General features: G+C 71.0%; 11 protein-coding genes. 8 read left to right on the top strand and 3 right to left on the bottom strand.

Translation table 11 applies throughout. From position 1 onward, the window contains the following. Window positions 1–89: 89 nt before the first annotated feature. On the top strand, window positions 90–1,379 hold the full coding sequence (locus tag ACIP4O_RS30110) for an MFS transporter (protein WP_401579310.1): 1,290 nt from the start codon (window positions 90–92) through the stop codon (window positions 1,377–1,379). 147 nt (window positions 1,380–1,526) lie between these two features. Here ACIP4O_RS30110 and ACIP4O_RS30105 read toward each other — a convergent pair whose 3' ends face one another. Further along, window positions 1,527–2,288: a Clp protease N-terminal domain-containing protein gene (locus ACIP4O_RS30105; protein ID WP_401579309.1), complete on the bottom strand. Its 762-nt coding sequence runs from the start codon at window positions 2,286–2,288 to the stop codon at window positions 1,527–1,529. 260 nt (window positions 2,289–2,548) lie between these two features. Between ACIP4O_RS30105 and ACIP4O_RS30100 the strand changes: the two genes are divergently transcribed. The 3 genes from ACIP4O_RS30100 to ACIP4O_RS30090 all read left to right on the top strand — a co-directional run bounded on the left by ACIP4O_RS30100 (window position 2,549) and on the right by ACIP4O_RS30090 (window position 8,173). Continuing rightward, window positions 2,549–5,863: a GH92 family glycosyl hydrolase gene (locus ACIP4O_RS30100; protein ID WP_401579405.1), complete on the top strand. Its 3,315-nt coding sequence runs from the start codon at window positions 2,549–2,551 to the stop codon at window positions 5,861–5,863. Window positions 5,864–6,176: 313 nt separating this feature from the next. Further along, entirely contained in the window at window positions 6,177–7,538 is a 1,362-nt protein-coding gene (locus tag ACIP4O_RS30095; protein ID WP_401579307.1) for an NAD(P)/FAD-dependent oxidoreductase, read from the top strand. Window positions 7,539–7,603: 65 nt separating this feature from the next. Then, window positions 7,604–8,173, top strand: a complete 570-nt coding sequence (locus tag ACIP4O_RS30090; protein ID WP_401579305.1) for a 2'-5' RNA ligase family protein — start codon at window positions 7,604–7,606, stop codon at window positions 8,171–8,173. Here the strand turns inward: ACIP4O_RS30090 and ACIP4O_RS30085 are convergent, their stop codons facing one another. Together ACIP4O_RS30085 and ACIP4O_RS30080 are read right to left on the bottom strand one after the other, a co-directional pair. Next, window positions 8,174–8,794 carry an NAD(P)-dependent oxidoreductase gene (locus ACIP4O_RS30085; protein ID WP_401579303.1) on the bottom strand — a complete coding sequence of 207 codons (621 nt, stop codon included), beginning with the start codon at window positions 8,792–8,794 and terminating at the stop codon, window positions 8,174–8,176. A 663-nt stretch (window positions 8,795–9,457) separates the two neighbouring features. Beyond that, window positions 9,458–10,768 (bottom strand): ROK family protein, encoded by a 1,311-nt coding sequence (locus ACIP4O_RS30080; RefSeq protein WP_401579301.1) that lies wholly within the window; start codon window positions 10,766–10,768, stop codon window positions 9,458–9,460. Between the two features lie 156 nt (window positions 10,769–10,924). Here ACIP4O_RS30080 and ACIP4O_RS30075 point away from each other — a divergent pair, with 156 nt between their 5' ends. The 4 genes from ACIP4O_RS30075 to ACIP4O_RS30060 all read left to right on the top strand — a co-directional run bounded on the left by ACIP4O_RS30075 (window position 10,925) and on the right by ACIP4O_RS30060 (window position 15,564). Continuing rightward, window positions 10,925–12,235: a sugar ABC transporter substrate-binding protein gene (locus ACIP4O_RS30075; protein ID WP_361333051.1), complete on the top strand. Its 1,311-nt coding sequence runs from the start codon at window positions 10,925–10,927 to the stop codon at window positions 12,233–12,235. A gap of 11 nt (window positions 12,236–12,246) precedes the next feature. Beyond that, window positions 12,247–13,251 (top strand): carbohydrate ABC transporter permease, encoded by a 1,005-nt coding sequence (locus ACIP4O_RS30070; RefSeq protein ID WP_401579299.1) that lies wholly within the window; start codon window positions 12,247–12,249, stop codon window positions 13,249–13,251. Window positions 13,252–13,339: 88 nt separating this feature from the next. Next, window positions 13,340–14,179 carry a carbohydrate ABC transporter permease gene (locus tag ACIP4O_RS30065; RefSeq protein ID WP_401579403.1) on the top strand — a complete coding sequence of 280 codons (840 nt, stop codon included), beginning with the start codon at window positions 13,340–13,342 and terminating at the stop codon, window positions 14,177–14,179. Window positions 14,180–14,199: 20 nt separating this feature from the next. Continuing rightward, window positions 14,200–15,564 carry a GH1 family beta-glucosidase gene (locus tag ACIP4O_RS30060; RefSeq protein WP_401579298.1) on the top strand — a complete coding sequence of 455 codons (1,365 nt, stop codon included), beginning with the start codon at window positions 14,200–14,202 and terminating at the stop codon, window positions 15,562–15,564. The last annotated feature ends 28 nt before the right edge of the window (window positions 15,565–15,592 follow it).

The following is a 15,592-nucleotide window of genomic DNA, read 5'->3' as shown; positions in this document are numbered from 1 at the left end:
CTTTCGTTCCGGAATGGTTGCAACATGCTACCAGGATGCTAAGGTCCAGCCTGGTAGCAAGATGAAACCGAATCGGTGGGGGAGTGTCGATGCCAGGTGACGACGAGACCGTCGCGCGCACGAAGGGCGCCGCCGTGGCGCCGGTCGACGAGGCCCGGTCCGAGGGTGGTTTCCCGTCCGCCCTGTCCCGTGGTCTCAGTCTGGTGTTCGCCATCGCCTGCGGGGCCGCGGTCGCGAACGTCTACTTCGCCCAGCCGCTCTTGGTGACGATCGGTCATGATCTGCGCATGAGCCCGGCTCTTGTCGGCGGCGTCGTCACCCTGACGCAGGCCGGATACGGACTCGGACTCTTCCTGCTCGTGCCGCTCGGCGACATGGCCGATCGCCGTCGGCTCGTCGTGACCCAGCTTCTGTTCCTGGTCCTCGCGCTCGCCGTCGTGGCCACCGCCCGGACGGCGGTCATCCTGCTCCTGGGTGTGGCCGCGACGGGACTGCTGGCCGTGGTCACGCAGACGCTGGTGGCCTTCGCGGCCTCCCTGGCGCCGCCCGCGGAGCGCGGCCGGGTCGTCGGCCTTGTCACCAGCGGTGTCGTCACCGGAATTCTCGTCGCCCGTACCGTTTCGGGTCTTGTGGCGGACCTCGCGGGCTGGCGCGCCGTCTATCTTGCCTCCGCGACCCTCACCGCACTGCTCGCGCTGGTACTGAGCCGCGTACTGCCGCGCCACGACGTCCCGCGCCCCGCCCTCACGCGCTACGGACCGCTGCTGCGTTCCACCGTCACCTTCTTCCTGAAGGAGCGACTTCCGCGCTCGCGCGCTCTGTTCTGCCTCCTGATCTTCGCCGCCTTCAGCACCTTGTGGAGCAGCGTCGCGCTGCCCCTCAGTGAACCTCCCTACCGGTGGTCGCACAGCGCGATCGGGGCCCTGGGGCTGATCGGTGTCTCCGGCGCCCTCGCCGCGACCGTCGCGGGACGCTTGAACGACCGCGGGCTCGCCCGGTGGACGACCGGCACCGCCCTGGCCCTGCTTGCCATCTCCTGGGTGCCGCTGGCCTTCACGCGCAGTTCGCTGTGGGCCCTCGCCGCCGGCATCGTCCTGCTCGATCTCGCCGTGCAAGCGGTCCACGTCACCAACCAGACGCTCATTCACGCGCTGTACCCGGAAGCGGGCAGTCGGCTCATCGGCGGCTACATGGTCTTCTACGCGATCGGGAGCGCCACCGGCGCCCTCTGTGCGACCTCCCTGTACGCGGTGGCCGGGTGGGGCGCGGTCTGTGCCCTCGGCGCCGCGTTCAGCTGCCTCGGGCTCGCACTGTGGGTCTTCGGCGGGGACGCGGCCACGGATTCCGTCGCCAAGCCGCGCTCCCGCGACAGCGTCTGAGGTCCGCTCCGTCCGACACGACGACGACGCTCCGGCCGTGGAGGGGGGCAGAGCAGAGCTAGGCGTCGGAGGGTGACGAAGCCCTCCGCTCCTCTGTCAACCTAGGGTAGCGGAGGGCTCCCTCTGCTCGGCTGCTCCCTCGCCGGCTCAGCCGCCTTCCTTCTGCCGGGCCTCCTCCACCTGTGCCTGGATGCGCCGCAGGTGGCCGGCGAGCAGTTCCGTCGTCCGTTCCTTCTCGACGCCGAGGCCCGCGAGGACGCCCGCGCCGTTCTCGTGCTCCAGGAGCGCGAGGACCAGGTGCTCGGTGCCGATGTAGTTGTGGCCCAGGCGCAGGGCCTCGCGGAAGGTCAGTTCGAGCACCTTCTTCGCCGCCGCGTCGAAGGGGATGAGCGTCGGCAGGTCCTCCTCGCCGCGCGGCGGCAGCGCCGCCTCCGCCGCCTCCCGTACCGCCTCGCGCGTCACGCCCTGATCCGCGAGGACGACCACACCGAGGCTCTGCGGCTCGTCGAGGAGGCCGAGGGCGAGGTGCGCGGGCGCGATGCGCGTGTGCCCGTGCTCCCGTGCCCGGGTCTGCGAGGCCACCACGACCTTGCGGGCTCGCGTTGTGTAGCGGCTGAAGCCCTGTTCGGGGTCGAGGGCCGCCACCTCTCCGGTGTCCTTCGGTACGAACCGCTTCTGCGCCGCCTGCCGCGTCACGCCCATCGAAGTGCCGATATCGGTCCAGGAGGCACCCGAACGACGTGCCTGGTCGACGAAATGGCCGATCAGGTGGTCCGCGACCTCTCCGAGGTGCTCCGCGGCGAGCACCGCGTCCGTGAGCTGGTCCAGGGGTCCGGTGTGGACCCGTTTGATGGCGTCGATCAGATCATCGAGCCGTACTGCGCGATGTGCCGGTGTCTGCTCTGTCATGCGGGCAACCTTAGGTTGACGACTGGGAGAACGTCAACCCGTGGTTGCGTTGATTCCGGTGCGCGATCGACGGGCCGACCTGACTGGCATTCAGGGACGATCTTGTCGCGCACCCCTTGACGTCGCTTCAGCCTCGGGAGGAGCATCGCTCGCGTTTGACAACGTTGTCCGGCGCCGTCCCGGGCCCGCCCGGGGAGAGGAACAGTGTCAAGAGAGTGACGCAACGCAGAAGTCCCGTCCGCACCAAGGCCGGTGGCCTCCTGGCCCTCACCGCGGCGACCGCCCTCGGGCTCACCGCGCTCGCCCCGGCCGCCACCGCCGCCACGCCCGCGGCCGCGAAGACCGGGCACCCCGCCCTGGTCCAGAAACCGGCCGCCTACGTCGACCCCCTCATCGGCTCCGCCAACGCGGGCAACACCTACCCCGGCGCCGTCCGCCCCTTCGGCATGCTCGCGTTCAGCCCCCAGACCACCCGCGGCAACCAGGTCTCCAACCCGGCCCCCGGCGGCTACCAGTACGACGCCACCTCGATCCGCGGCTTCAGCCTCACCCACCTCAACGGCGTGGGCTGCTCCGGCGCGAACGGCGACGTGCCCCTCATGCCCTACCCCGGCGAGGTCACCACCTCCCCGACCGCCGACACGAACGACTCCGTCTACGCCTCCGCCTTCTCGCACGACGACGAGAAGGCGAGCGCGGGCCGCTACGAGGTGAAGCTCGCCAACGGAGCCTCCGCCGACCTCACCGCGACCGAGCGCACCGGCTCGGGCCGCTTCGGCTTCCCCGCGGGCAAGGCGGCGAGCTTCCTCGTCCGCGGCTCCAACGCGGAGTCGGGCAGCGCCGACGCCCGCGTGCACATCGACGCGGCCAAGAAGACCGTGACCGGCTCCATCGACGCCGGCAACTTCTGCGGCCCGCAGAGCGCCAACAACCGCAAGGCGCTCTACACGCTGCACTACACGATCCACTTCGACACCCCCTTCGCGAAGACCGGCACCTGGCAGGACCAGACCCTGCGCCCGGACACCACCGACGCGAGCGGCGGCACCGGCTACAGCTCCAGCGGCAACCCCGTCGCGGGCAAGGGCTCCGGCGCCTACGTCACGTTCCCGAAGGGCACCACCGAGGTCGGCGCGAAAGTCGCCCTCTCGTACGTGAGCGACGCGGGCGCCGAGGCCAACCTCCGCGCCGAGAACCCGTCCCGCAAGAGCTTCGACGCCGTCGCCCGCGACGCGGGCCGCGCCTGGGACAAGGCGCTCGGCGCCATCCAGGTCGGCGGCGGCACGAACGCCCAGTACCGCACCTTCTACACCGCGCTCTACCACTCGATGCTGGAGCCGACCCTCACGAGCGACAGCGACGGCCGCTACACCGGCGCCGACGACAAGACGCACCGCCTCTCGCACGGCCAGAAGGCCCAGTACGGCACCTTCTCCGGCTGGGACCAGTACCGGGCGCAGGTGCAGCTCATGGCGCTCCTGAATCCGAAGGCCGGCAGCGACTACGCCCAGTCCCTCTACCAGTACGCCTCCCAGCGGGGCGGCGAGTGGGACCGCTGGCTCCTCCAGCACGGCAAGACCAGCGTCATGTCCGGTGACCCCGCCGGCCCGGCCCTCGCGGGCATCCACGCCTTCGGCGGCACCGACTTCGACGTCAAGGGCGCGCTCAAGTCCCTCGTCAAGGCCGCGACCGTCCCCACCGCCAACGACTCCGACAGCTCCGGCTGCAACGTCGAGTGCGTCGGCCAGCGCCCCGGGCTCGACCAGTACCTCAAGCTCGGCTACGTCCCCGCCGACGACTGCCACTGCTGGGGCGGCGCCGCCGAGACCCTGGAGGACGCGGCAGCGGACTACGGCATCTCCGCACTCGCGGGCGCCACGGGCGACCGCAAGAACGAGAAGAAGTTCCTCGACCGCTCCGGGAACTGGACCAACGTCTTCGACCCGGCCGCGACCCCGGACGGCGGCTACATCCGCAACCGCAACGCGGACGGCACCTGGGCGGGCGTCTTCACGCCCGGCACGGGCAACGGCTTCGTCGAGGGCACCAGCGCCCGCTACACCTGGATGGTCTACTCCGACGTCGCCCGCCTCGCCCGCGCCATGGGCGGCGACGACAAGGCGAGCGCCCGCCTCGACGCCTTCTTCCGCGACAAGGACGGGAAGTTCGACTTCTCCGCCAAGGACGCGACGCGCTACGACCCGACCAACGAGCCCGACATCAACACCCCGTACCTCTACAACTACCTGGGCGCCCCCACCAAGACCCAGGAGACCGTCCGCGCCGAGATCGACCAGCTCTGGACCGACACCCCCGGCGGCATCCCCGGCAACGACGACGCGGGCACCATGTCCTCCTGGTACGTCTTCTCCGCGCTCGGCATGTACCCGCAGAACCCCAGCCGCGCCGACCTCGTCCTGACCGCGCCGCTCTTCCCCCGCGCCGTCGTCCGTACCGGCCACGGCAAGCGCATCACGGTCAACGCCCCGGCGGCCGACGACAGCCACACGTACATCCACGGCCTGCGCGTCAACGGCAGGACCAGCACGAAGACCTGGGTGCCCGACACGCTCGTCAAGCACGGCGGCACCCTCGACTACACGCTCGGCACGCACCCCGACACCGCGTGGGGCACGGCCGCGTCCGACGCCCCGCCGTCCTTCCCCGGCGGCGGTGACACGTACTTCACGAGTACGAGCCCCAGCGCCCTCAAGGCCTCGCCCGGCGGCGCCGACACCCGTACCGACCTCACCGTGCGCACCCTCCAGGACCGCGCCGAGACCGTGACCTGGAAGGCCGAAGCGCCCGAAGGACTCACCGTCAACCCCGCGTCCGGCACCCTCGCCGTCCCCTCCGGCGGTACCGCGAGCACGACGCTCTCGGTCGCCGCGACCGGGAGCGCGAAGGAGGGCTTCCGCCAGATCCCGGTGACCCTGCGGACCGCCTCGGGCAAGGAACTGCCCAGCGCGAAGCTCACCGTCACGGTCGCCGCGAAGAACAGCGTCCTGTGGAACCTCAACAACGACGGCGTCTCCGAGGACGACGCCAAGGCCGGCGCCAACTTCGACGGCGAGGGCTGGAGCTACTCCGCGACCGCCCTCGCGGCGGGCGGCGCAGCCCCCGGCAAGACCGTCACCTCGGGCGACTTCACCTTCACGCTGCCGGAGACCGGCGCGGGCGAACCCGACAACATCGAGGTCGCCGGCGGCGGGCAGACCCTCACCGTCCCCACGAAGGACGGAGCGACCCGCCTCAGCCTGCTCGGCAGCGCCGCCGAAGGCGACACGCACGGCACCATGACGCTCACCTACACCGACGGCACGACCCAGCAGGCCGACCTCGGCTTCTCCGACTGGACCCTCGGCGGCGGCGGGGACAAGCCCTCCTACGGCAACACCGTCGCCGTCACCTCCGCCTACCGCGACACCCTCGGCGGCGGGAAGGACCCCGTCAACGCCTACCTCTTCGCCACCGCGCCGGTGACCCTCACGAGCGGCAAGACCCTCGCGAGCGTCACCCTCCCGAAGACCGCCGAAGGAGGCATCCTGCACGTCTTCGCCGCCACGACCGGCTGACCGGCCCGCCCGCACGGCGACACGACACGCGCGCACCCGCGCGACACGGCCCCGTATCCCACCCGGATACGGGGCCGCCCGCGTCCGCGGCCACGTGCCCCGGCCTGCCCACCGCCCACCGCCTGCCCGCCGCCCCGCCGCCCGCGTCCGGTACGCCCCCGTCCGCCCCGTTCGACAAGCGCGCGCCCGCCCCTTCGGCAAAGATGGTCCGTGACACACGCCGCTGAGCGGGCAGGCGAGCGGAAGCCGTCCGGGACCGGAGACGCACGCACCGGCCCGGAGACCGCACAGACCCCTGAGAAGGGACGCAATCGTGGCACGACCCAGGATTCTCGTAGTGGGCGCCGGTTTCGCCGGGGTGGGGTGCGTCCGCAGGCTCGAACGCCGCATCCCACCGGGCCGGGCGGAGATCACTCTCGTCGCGCCGTTCTCGTACCAGCTCTACCTGCCGCTCCTCCCGCAGGTCGCCTCCGGCGTCCTCACCCCCCAGTCCGTCGCCGTCTCGCTGCGCCGCAGCCAGAAGCACCGCACCCGCATCCTGCCCGGCGGCGCGATCGGCGTGGACACCGAGAAGAAGGTGTGCATCGTCCAGAAGGTCACCGGAGAGATCGTCGACGAGCCGTACGACATCCTCGTCCTCACCCCCGGCAGCATCACCCGCACCTTCGACATCCCCGGGCTCACCGAGAACGCGCGCGGAATGAAGACGCTCGCCGAGGCCGCCTACATCCGCGACCACGTCATCGCCCAACTCGATCTCGCCGACGCGAGCGAGGACGAGGAGGAACGTGCCTCGCGCCTGCAATTCGTCGTCGTCGGCGGCGGTTACGCGGGCACCGAGACCGCCGCCTGCCTCCAGCGCCTCACCACGAGCGCGGTCAAGCACTACCCGCGCCTCGACCCCTCGCTGATCAAGTGGCACCTCATCGACATCGCGCCCAAGCTCATGCCCGAACTGGGCGTCGAACTCGGCAAGGCCGCGCTCGACGTCCTTACCGAGCGCGGCATCGAGGTCTCGCTCGGCGTCTCCATCGCCGAGGCAGGCCCCGAGAAGGTCACCTTCACGGACGGCCGCACCCTGCCCTGCCGCACCCTCATCTGGACCGCCGGCGTCGCGGCCAGCCCGCTCATGAGGACGCTGGAGCGCGAGACGGTACGGGGCAGGCTCGCCGTCACCCCCGAGTTGACGGTTCCCGGGCTCGACGGCGTGTTCGCACTCGGCGACGCCGCCGCCGTGCCCGACCTCACCAAGGGCGAGGACGCCATCTGCCCGCCCACCGCGCAGCACGCCATGCGCCAGGGCCGCATCGCCGCCGACAACGTCCTCGCCACGATCCTCCACCAGCCGCTGCGCCCGTACGTCCACAAGGACCTCGGCCTCGTCGTCGACCTCGGCGGCCACGACGCGGTCTCGCGCCCGCTCGGCATCAACCTCAGCGGCGTCCCCGCGCAGGCCGTCGCCCGCGGCTACCACTGGTCGGCGCTGCGCACCGGCGTCGCGAAGACCCGCGTCCTCACCAACTGGATGCTCAACGCGCTCGCGGGCGACGACTTCGTCCGCACCGGCTTCCAGGACCAGAAGGCCGGCACGCTCCAGGAGTTCGAGCACACGGACGTCTACCTCACCCCCGACCAGATCCGCGAACACACGGCAGCGCTCCACACCGTGCACTGAGCGAGCGGGCGAGGGCGGTACGGGCGCGGGACCACCCCGTGCCCGTACCGCCGCCCCGTGAAACGATGCCCTCCGTGCCCGCGCCGTCCCCCGCCACCGAGCCCGCTCCCGCCGACTGGGGCGACCGCGTGGGCGACACCTCGCTCAGCATCCGGGTCCCGGCGGCCGACGCGCTCGTCAGGACCGGCTTCCCGGCCCACGTGAGCGTGCTGCATCCCTTCGTGCCGCGCTCCTCGCTCGGCCCGGCGTCCCGCGCCGCACTGGCCGCCCTCGTCGCCGCCCACCCGCCCTTCACGCTGCGCTTCGCGCGCTTCGGCCACTTCCCCGGCGTCCTGCACCTCGCCCCCGAGCCCCACCCGGTGCTCCACGCACTGTCCGCCGCGCTGCGCCGCGCCTGGCCGCAGGCGATCCCGTACCGGGGCCTGTTCGGTCCCGACGGCCTTCCGCCGCACCTCACCCTGGCCACCCACGCCGCGCCCGGCACCGACCGAGCGGTCTACGGACCGCTGGAGGAGGAGTACGGCGCGGCGCTCCCGCTGCACGCCGGGGTGAGCCGGCTCAGCCTCACCGTGTACACGGCGGAGGGGGAGTGGCGCGAGGAGAGCGCGCTGCCGCTCGGGGCCGCTCCGGGCTGATCAGGGGTAGAGGTCGCGCCGGTACGTCGCCGGGTCGTCCAGCGCGTCGAGCAGGACGTGCGCGAGGTCCGCGTAGGTCGTGCGCGGCGCGCGCGAGTGGTGCGGCGTGAAGGGTGCCCTGCGATGCCCGTGCGCGGGACCCTCCACGAGGATGACAGGCCGCACGATCGTCCAGTCCAGGCCGCTCGCCGCGATGATCGCGTCCTGCTCCTCGCGCTGCCGGATCACGGGCCGGGCCGTCGCCCGGTACAGCGCCGAGACGGTGCGGTTGAGCGGCCCCGCCGTGTGCGGGCCGTACGCCGCCTCCGAGAGCACCAGGAGCCTGGACACCCGTGTCCGGCGCATCGCGTCCACGATGGTGCGCGTCCCGCGCGAGTACAGCGGCACGTTGCGGCGCCCGCCGCGCAGCGCGTAGGCGACGACGGCGGCGTCGGCGCCCGCCAGCGCCTCGCTCACCCCGCCCTCCTCGAAGGGCCCGCCGCGGACGACCCGTGCGGCCGGCGCCCCGGCGAGTCGCTCCGGGTCGCGCACGACGGCGGTGCACTCGTGACCGGCGCGCGCGGCGGCGTGCAGGAAGGCGCGACCTGCGCGACCGGAGGCACCGAAGACGGTGATCCGCATGAAAGCACCGCGCCTTTCCGGACGGGGGAGGGACAGGGAACAGTACGAACGTGGCGCGCCCCGTCCCCGGGCGCAAGTCACGTGACCCGTCCGCACCGTCCGGTGCCGGGTCCATTTCGTGAACCACCAGGAGCCGAGGGCTGCCCGACGGACTCGACCACCCTGCATCCCGCCCCGCGGATTCGCCGCTCACGAAGGGGAGTCACCCGTCCCGCACACCCGAATGGGGCCACGGGACGGCGGAACGTGCGGCCGAAGGCGTGACGGGGGAGGGGCGGGAGAAGGCGTGAGCGCGGGCCTGTGGGCGACGGGCCCGCGCCCGGCCGCCGCGGCGGCGCACGGCTCACGCCGCCGGAACCGTCGGGAGTACGAGCCGGAGCGGGCACCACCGCGCCTGGGGACGCGCGCGGCGGAGGCCCCCGGAGCGGAAGAGCGTCCCCCACGCGTCCGCCCGGCGGACGGAAAACCCCGCCCCCGCACGCCGGTTGGTGCCTTACGCTCTCCCGCCCGTGGTGCCGGCGTGCTTCGGGCGCGACCGGTGACCGCGCCCGCCCGGCGTGGCTCGACGAGGGGCCCGCCTCATGGCGGACGGTCCCGGCCGACTCCGCACGTACGCGCCCCAGGCCGTGTCCGGCGGACCCGCGAAGATCCGCCGGACGCGGCCTAGTTGCCGCCCAGCACGTGGGCCGCCCGCCGTTCGGTCCCCGCCTCGGCGACATCCTCCTCGCGCAGCGGGGCGTCCCTGCGCCCTCCGTTGGCGAAGAAGTCGGCCAGCACGAGCGTCGCCGCGCCGACCGTCACCGCGTCCGCGCCGAGCAGGCCGAGGCCGATCGAGACCTTCCCCGCCGGGCGCCGCAACGCGAAGCTGTCGGCGTGACGGCGTACCGACTGGAGGATGTGCGGGCCGAGTTGCAGCCCGGCCCAGCCGCCGATCAGGACCTGCTCGGGGCTGAAGAGGTTGATGAGGTCGGAGAGCCCGGCGCCGAGGTACTCGGCGGTCTCCTCCAGGACCGCGACGGCGACAGGGTCGGCCCCGCCCCCGCTGCCCGGGTCCGCGGCCGCCAGGAGTGCCGTGACCCCCTCCTCCTCGCTGGCCCCCGCCGGCAGCGACCCGCCCACCTCGCGCCAGCGCTCCAGGAGCGCCTCCGCCCCCGCGTACGCCTCCAGGCAGCCCCGGGCCCCGCAACGGCAGCGCCTGCCACGGACATTGACAGTCAGATGACCCCACTCGCTCGGGCTGCCGTGCATCCCGCCCTGGATCGCGCCCCGGGTCACTATGCACGCGCCGACACCCGAGCCGAAGAGCACGATGACGACGTCCTCGCTGCCCCGGCCGCCGCCGAACCACAACTCGGCCTGCCCCAGGGCCTTCGCGCCGTTGTTGACGAAGAAGCCGACCTCGGCGGGGAGTCCGGTCGCCGTGCGCAGCAGCGTCTCCAACGGGACCGCGTCCCAGCCGATCGTCTGCCCGAAAACGAGCGCGCCCTCGCCGTCGGGGCGCTCCACGATGCCCGGCACGCCGACGCCCACGCCGAGCAGCCGGTCCGCGGGGACCCCCGCCTCCGCGAGCACTGCCGTGATCCCCTCGGCGACGGCGCGCACGATGAGGTCGACGTCGTAGCCGACACCCGTCAGGCTGGTCTCCGTGCGGGAGAGTTCGGACATCGCCAGGTCGAACAGCTCGGTGCGCACCTTCGTCTCGCCGATGTCGACCCCGACGAGGTACCCGGCGCCGCGCGCGACGCGCAGCAGGGTGCGCGGTCTGCCGCCGTCCGACTCGACGACACCCGCCTCCTCCAGGAGCCCGTCCGACGTCAGCTCAGTGACGACGTTGCTGATGGAACCCGAACTCAAGCCGGTGGCGGGGAGTAGTGCCTGACGGCTCATCGGGCCGTCGAAATACAACCGTTGCAAAACTGCTGCGCGGTTGCCTCTTCGCAGGTCACGCACGGTTCGTCTGTGCCGTTGCACCATCTTGCCCCTTCCCGGACCGCAACATACCCCCGCCGGAGCCCTTGACGCGACCTTCTCTCAGGTTTTAACTCACGTCCTAAATTAAGTCGTGAGGCCGTTCAGGGACTGAACGCCTTCACTCTTCCTTGGCCACCCCCCGGAAAGGGGCATACCGACATGCGCAGACTGCGAGCCGCTGCCGCTGCCAGTCTCGTCACCACCCTCGCCCTCACCGCCTCCGCCTGCGGCGGCGGGAGCGACGGCGGGAGTGACAACTCCTCGCCCAAGACCCTCACGTACTGGGCCTCCAACCAGGGGGCGAGCGTGGCGGTGGACAAGAAGGTCCTGACCAAGGAACTCGCGAAGTTCACCAAGCAGACCGGTATCAAGGTCAAGTTGGAGGTCATCCCGTGGTCCGACCTCCTCAACCGCATCCTCACCGCCACCACTTCCGGTGAGGGCCCTGACGTCCTCAACATAGGCAACACCTGGTCGGCCTCGCTCCAGGCCACCGGCGCCCTCATGGAGTGGGACGAGGCGGCGTACAAGAAGATCGGTGGCCGCGACCGCTTCGTCGACTCGGCCGTGGGCTCCACCGGCGCCGAGGGCAAGAACCCGGCCGCCGTGCCCCTGTACTCCCTGGCCTACGCGCTTTACTACAACAAGAAGCTCTTCGCCGACGCGGGCATCGCCAAGCCCCCGGTCACCTGGGACGAGTTCGTCGAGGACGGCAAGAAGCTCACCAAGGGCAACACCTGGGGCACCGCGCTGGAGGGCAGCAACCTCTCCAACAACATCCACCAGGCCTTCGTCCTCGGCAAGCAGAGGGGCGCCGACTTCTTCGACGCCGACGGCAAGCCCACCTTCACCTCCGACGGCGCGGTCGCCGCCGTCAAGCAGTACGTGGACTGGATGGGCAAGGACAAGATCATCGCCCCCGGCAACGCCGAGTACAACCAGAACCAGAGCCTCAACGACTTCGCCAGCGGCAAGGTCGGCATGGTCCTGTGGCAGGCCGCCGACACCACCTTCCAGGCCCACGGCATGAAGGCCGAGGACTACGGCGTCGCGCCCGTCCCGGTGCAGTCCGGCACCCCGGGCACCGACAAGCAGACCAACTCCATGGTCGCCGGCATCAACATGGCCGTCTTCAAGAACACGAAGAACAAGGAAGGCGCCCTCAAGTTCGTCAAGTTCATGACGAGCAAGGAGGAGTCGACCTTCCTCAACAAGACGTGGGGCTCCGTCCCGCCGGTGAAGGACGCGCAGGAGGACCCCGCGTTCAACCAGGGCGGCGCCGGCACCATCAAGGACACCCTGCTCAAGAGCGCCACCGCGCTCCCGCAGGTGCCCAACGAGGCCCAGTTCGAGACGGCGGTCGGTACCGCCATCAAGGACCTGTGGGCCGACGCGGCGGGCAAGAAGGAGATCACCACCGCCGACGTGAAGGCCGCCCTGACCAAGGCCGAGCAGCAGATGCCGAAGTGAGCAACTGAACCATGACCGACACCCTGCCTGAAGCGCAGGCGACGCCGGGCCCCGTCGCGGGGCCCGGCCTGGTCGGGAAGAGGAAACGGCGCAAGCCGATCCTTCCCGACCGCGTCCGCCGCGTGGGACTCCCGTACCTGCTGCTCCTCCCCGCCCTGCTCTTCGAGCTCCTGATCCACATGATCCCGATGGTCGTCGGGATCTTCATGGCCTTCAAGGAGCTCACCCAGTTCTACATCCGCAACTGGGGGCAGGCCCCCTGGGCCGGCCTCGACAACTTCAAGCTCGCCGTCGACTTCGACAAGCCGGTCGGCGAAGCCCTGCTCCACTCCTTCTGGGTCACCTGCGCCTTCTGCGTCCTCGCCGTCGCCTTCTGCTGGCTGATCGGCGTCGCCGCCGCGATCTTCCTCCAGGACAACTTCAAGGGCCGCGGCTTCCTGCGGGCGCTCTTCCTGACCCCGTACGCGCTGCCCATCTACGCCGCCGTCATCACCTGGAACTTCATGCTCCAGCACGACAACGGCATGGTGAACCACGTCCTGCACGACCAGCTCCACCTCACCGACGAGCGCTCCTTCTGGCTCATCGGCAACAACAGCTTCATCTCCCTGGTCGTCGTCGCGGTCTGGAAGACCTGGCCCTTCGCCTTCCTCATCGTCATGGCCGCGCTCCAGAACATCCCCAAGGACCTCTACGAGGCCGCGGCCCTCGACGGCGCCGGCACCTGGCAGCAGATCCGCAAGATCACCCTGCCCTCGCTGCGCCCCGTCAACCAGGTCCTCGTGCTCGTCCTGTTCCTGTGGACGTTCAACGACTTCAACACGCCGTACCTCCTCTTCGGGGACTCGGCACCGAAGAACGCCGACCTCATCTCCATCCACATCTACCAGTCCTCCTTCGTGACCTGGAACTTCGGCACCGGCTCGGCGATGTCCGTCCTGCTGCTCCTGTTCCTGCTCGTGGTCACGGGGCTGTACCTGTTCTTCACGTCGAGGAAGAAGGGCTCCGATGTCTAGCGCCGCACCCGTCGCCAAGACCGACGGCCCCCCCGGCAAGACCCCCGCGGCCAAGAGCACGCAGGTGCTCCACACCGGGCGCTCCCCGATGGCGCCCCCGCGCTCCTTCCAGGCCATCCGCGTCGTCTTCCTGACGATCCTGACGATCTTCGTTGCGCTGCCGATCTTCGTCATGATCACCAGCTCGCTGAAGCCCCTCAAGGACGTCACCGGGCAGTTCCGCTGGATACCGAGCGGCCTGACCATCCGGCCGTACATCGACATCTGGAAGACGGTGCCGCTCGCGCACTACTTCAGCAACTCGCTCATCGTGGCCGGGTCCGCCACGATCTGCTCGGTGGTCATCGCGATCTTCGCCGCCTACGCGGTCAGCCGCTACAACTTCCGCGGCAAGCGCGTCTTCACCGTCTCGGTGCTCTCCACCCAGATGTTCCCCGGCATCCTCTTCCTGCTGCCGTTGTTCATCCTCTTCGTCAACGTCGGCAACGCCACCGGCATCCCGCTCTTCGGCTCGCGGCTCGGCCTGATCATCACGTATCTGACCTTCTCGCTGCCCTTCGCGATCTGGATGCTCATCGGCTACTTCGACTCGGTGCCCAAGGAACTCGACGAAGCCGCCATGGTCGACGGCTGCGGTCCGCTCGGCGCGCTCTTCCGCGTCGTCGTGCCCGCCGCGATCCCCGGCATCGTCGCCGTCGCCGTGTACGCCTTCATGACGGCCTGGGGCGAGGTCCTCTTCGCCTCCGTGCTCACCAACGACGAGACCCGCACCCTCGCCATCGGACTCCAGAACTACTCGACGCTCAACGACGTCTACTGGAACCAGGTCATGGCCGCTTCCCTCGTCGTCAGCGTGCCCGTCGTGGCCGGCTTCCTGCTGCTCCAGAAGTACCTGGTCACCGGCCTCACCGCGGGAGCCGTCAAATGACCCGCGACGGAAGGACCCCCGTGACCGAGGGACTCGACTACGCCGCACTCCCCGAGAACTTCACCTGGGGCGTGGCCACCGCCGCGTACCAGGTGGAGGGCGCCGTCGCCGAGGACGGCCGGGCGCCCTCGATCTGGGACACCTTCTCGCACACCCCCGGCAAGGTCGCCGGCGGCGACACCGGCGACGTGGCCTGCGACCACTACCACCGCTGGCGCGAGGACATCGGGCTCATCAAGGAACTCAACGCGGGCGCCTACCGCTTCTCGGTCGCCTGGCCCCGCGTCGTCCCCGGCGGCGACGGCCCCGTCAACGCCAAGGGCCTCGACTTCTACGACAAGCTCGTCGACGGCCTCCTCGCCGAGGGCATCGAACCCTTCGTCACCCTCTACCACTGGGACCTCCCGCAGGCTCTCCAGGACCGGGGCGGCTGGCCGAACCGCGCGACCGCCGAGCACTTCGCCCGCTACGCCGAGGTCGTCGCCGACCGCCTCGGCGACCGCGTCAAGCGCTGGGCCACCCTCAACGAACCGCTCTGCTCCTCCTGGATCGGGCACCTCGAAGGGACCATGGCCCCGGGGCTCACCGACATCGAGGCCGCCGTCCGCACCTCGTACCACCTCCTGCTCGGCCACGGCCTCGCCACCCAGGCGATCCGCGCCGCCGCGCCGGAGCCCGAGGTCGGCATCGTCTTCAACCTCAACCCCGTCGACCCCGCCACCGGGTCCGAGGGCGACGCCGCGGCGGCCCGCCGCATGGACGGCCACACCAACCGCTGGTGGCTCGACCCGGTGCACGGCCGCGGCTTCCCCGCGGACATGGTCGACGTCTACGGCGTCACCCTGCCCGAGCAGCCCGGCGACCTCGACACCATCGCGCAGCCGCTGGACTGGCTGGGCCTGAACTACTACTTCCCGTCCGTGGTCACCGACGACCCCGGCGGCCCCCAGCCCCACGCCCGCGCCGTCCGCCGCCTGCACGTCCCGCGCACCGGCATGGACTGGGAGATCGACGCGCACGGCATCGAACGCATGCTGCTCCGGCTCACCGAGGAGTACGGGGCGCGGAAGATCTACGTCACCGAGAACGGCTCGGCCTGGCCCGACGTCGTCGGCTCCGACGGCTCCGTCGACGACCCCGAGCGCATCCAGTACCTGGAGGACCACCTCGCCGCCTGCGCCCGCGCCGCCCGCAAGGGCGCCCCGCTCGCCGGCTACTTCGCCTGGTCCCTCATGGACAACTTCGAGTGGGCCTACGGCTACGACAAGCGCTTCGGCCTCGTCCACGTCGACTACAAGACGCAAGGACGCACCGTGAAGTCCTCCGGACGCCGCTACGCCGAGCTCGTCGCCGGCCACCGCGCCCGCGCCCGGCACGCCGCCTGACCCAGCCGCAGCACCCGCACGCGACGCC

The organism is Streptomyces sp. NPDC088923 (assembly GCF_044749745.1).
Classification (GTDB): Bacteria; Actinomycetota; Actinomycetes; order Streptomycetales; family Streptomycetaceae; genus Streptomyces.
This window is presented reverse-complemented; position numbering and strand designations above follow the sequence as displayed.

Bases quoted from the DNA above. Each gene is read 5' to 3' on its own strand.
- ACIP4O_RS30065 (WP_401579403.1), top strand. From the start codon at position 13,340: ATGGCGCCCCCGCGCTCCTTCCAGGCCATCCGCGTCGTCTTCCTGACG.
- ACIP4O_RS30085 (WP_401579303.1), bottom strand. From the start codon at position 8,794: ATGCGGATCACCGTCTTCGGTGCCTCCGGTCGCGCAGGTCGCGCCTTC.
- ACIP4O_RS30105 (WP_401579309.1), bottom strand. From the start codon at position 2,288: ATGACAGAGCAGACACCGGCACATCGCGCAGTACGGCTCGATGATCTG.
- ACIP4O_RS30075 (WP_361333051.1), top strand. From the start codon at position 10,925: ATGCGCAGACTGCGAGCCGCTGCCGCTGCCAGTCTCGTCACCACCCTC.
- ACIP4O_RS30080 (WP_401579301.1), bottom strand. From the start codon at position 10,768: ATGGTGCAACGGCACAGACGAACCGTGCGTGACCTGCGAAGAGGCAAC.
- ACIP4O_RS30110 (WP_401579310.1), top strand. From the start codon at position 90: ATGCCAGGTGACGACGAGACCGTCGCGCGCACGAAGGGCGCCGCCGTG.
- ACIP4O_RS30090 (WP_401579305.1), top strand. From the start codon at position 7,604: ATGCCCTCCGTGCCCGCGCCGTCCCCCGCCACCGAGCCCGCTCCCGCC.
- ACIP4O_RS30070 (WP_401579299.1), top strand. From the start codon at position 12,247: ATGACCGACACCCTGCCTGAAGCGCAGGCGACGCCGGGCCCCGTCGCG.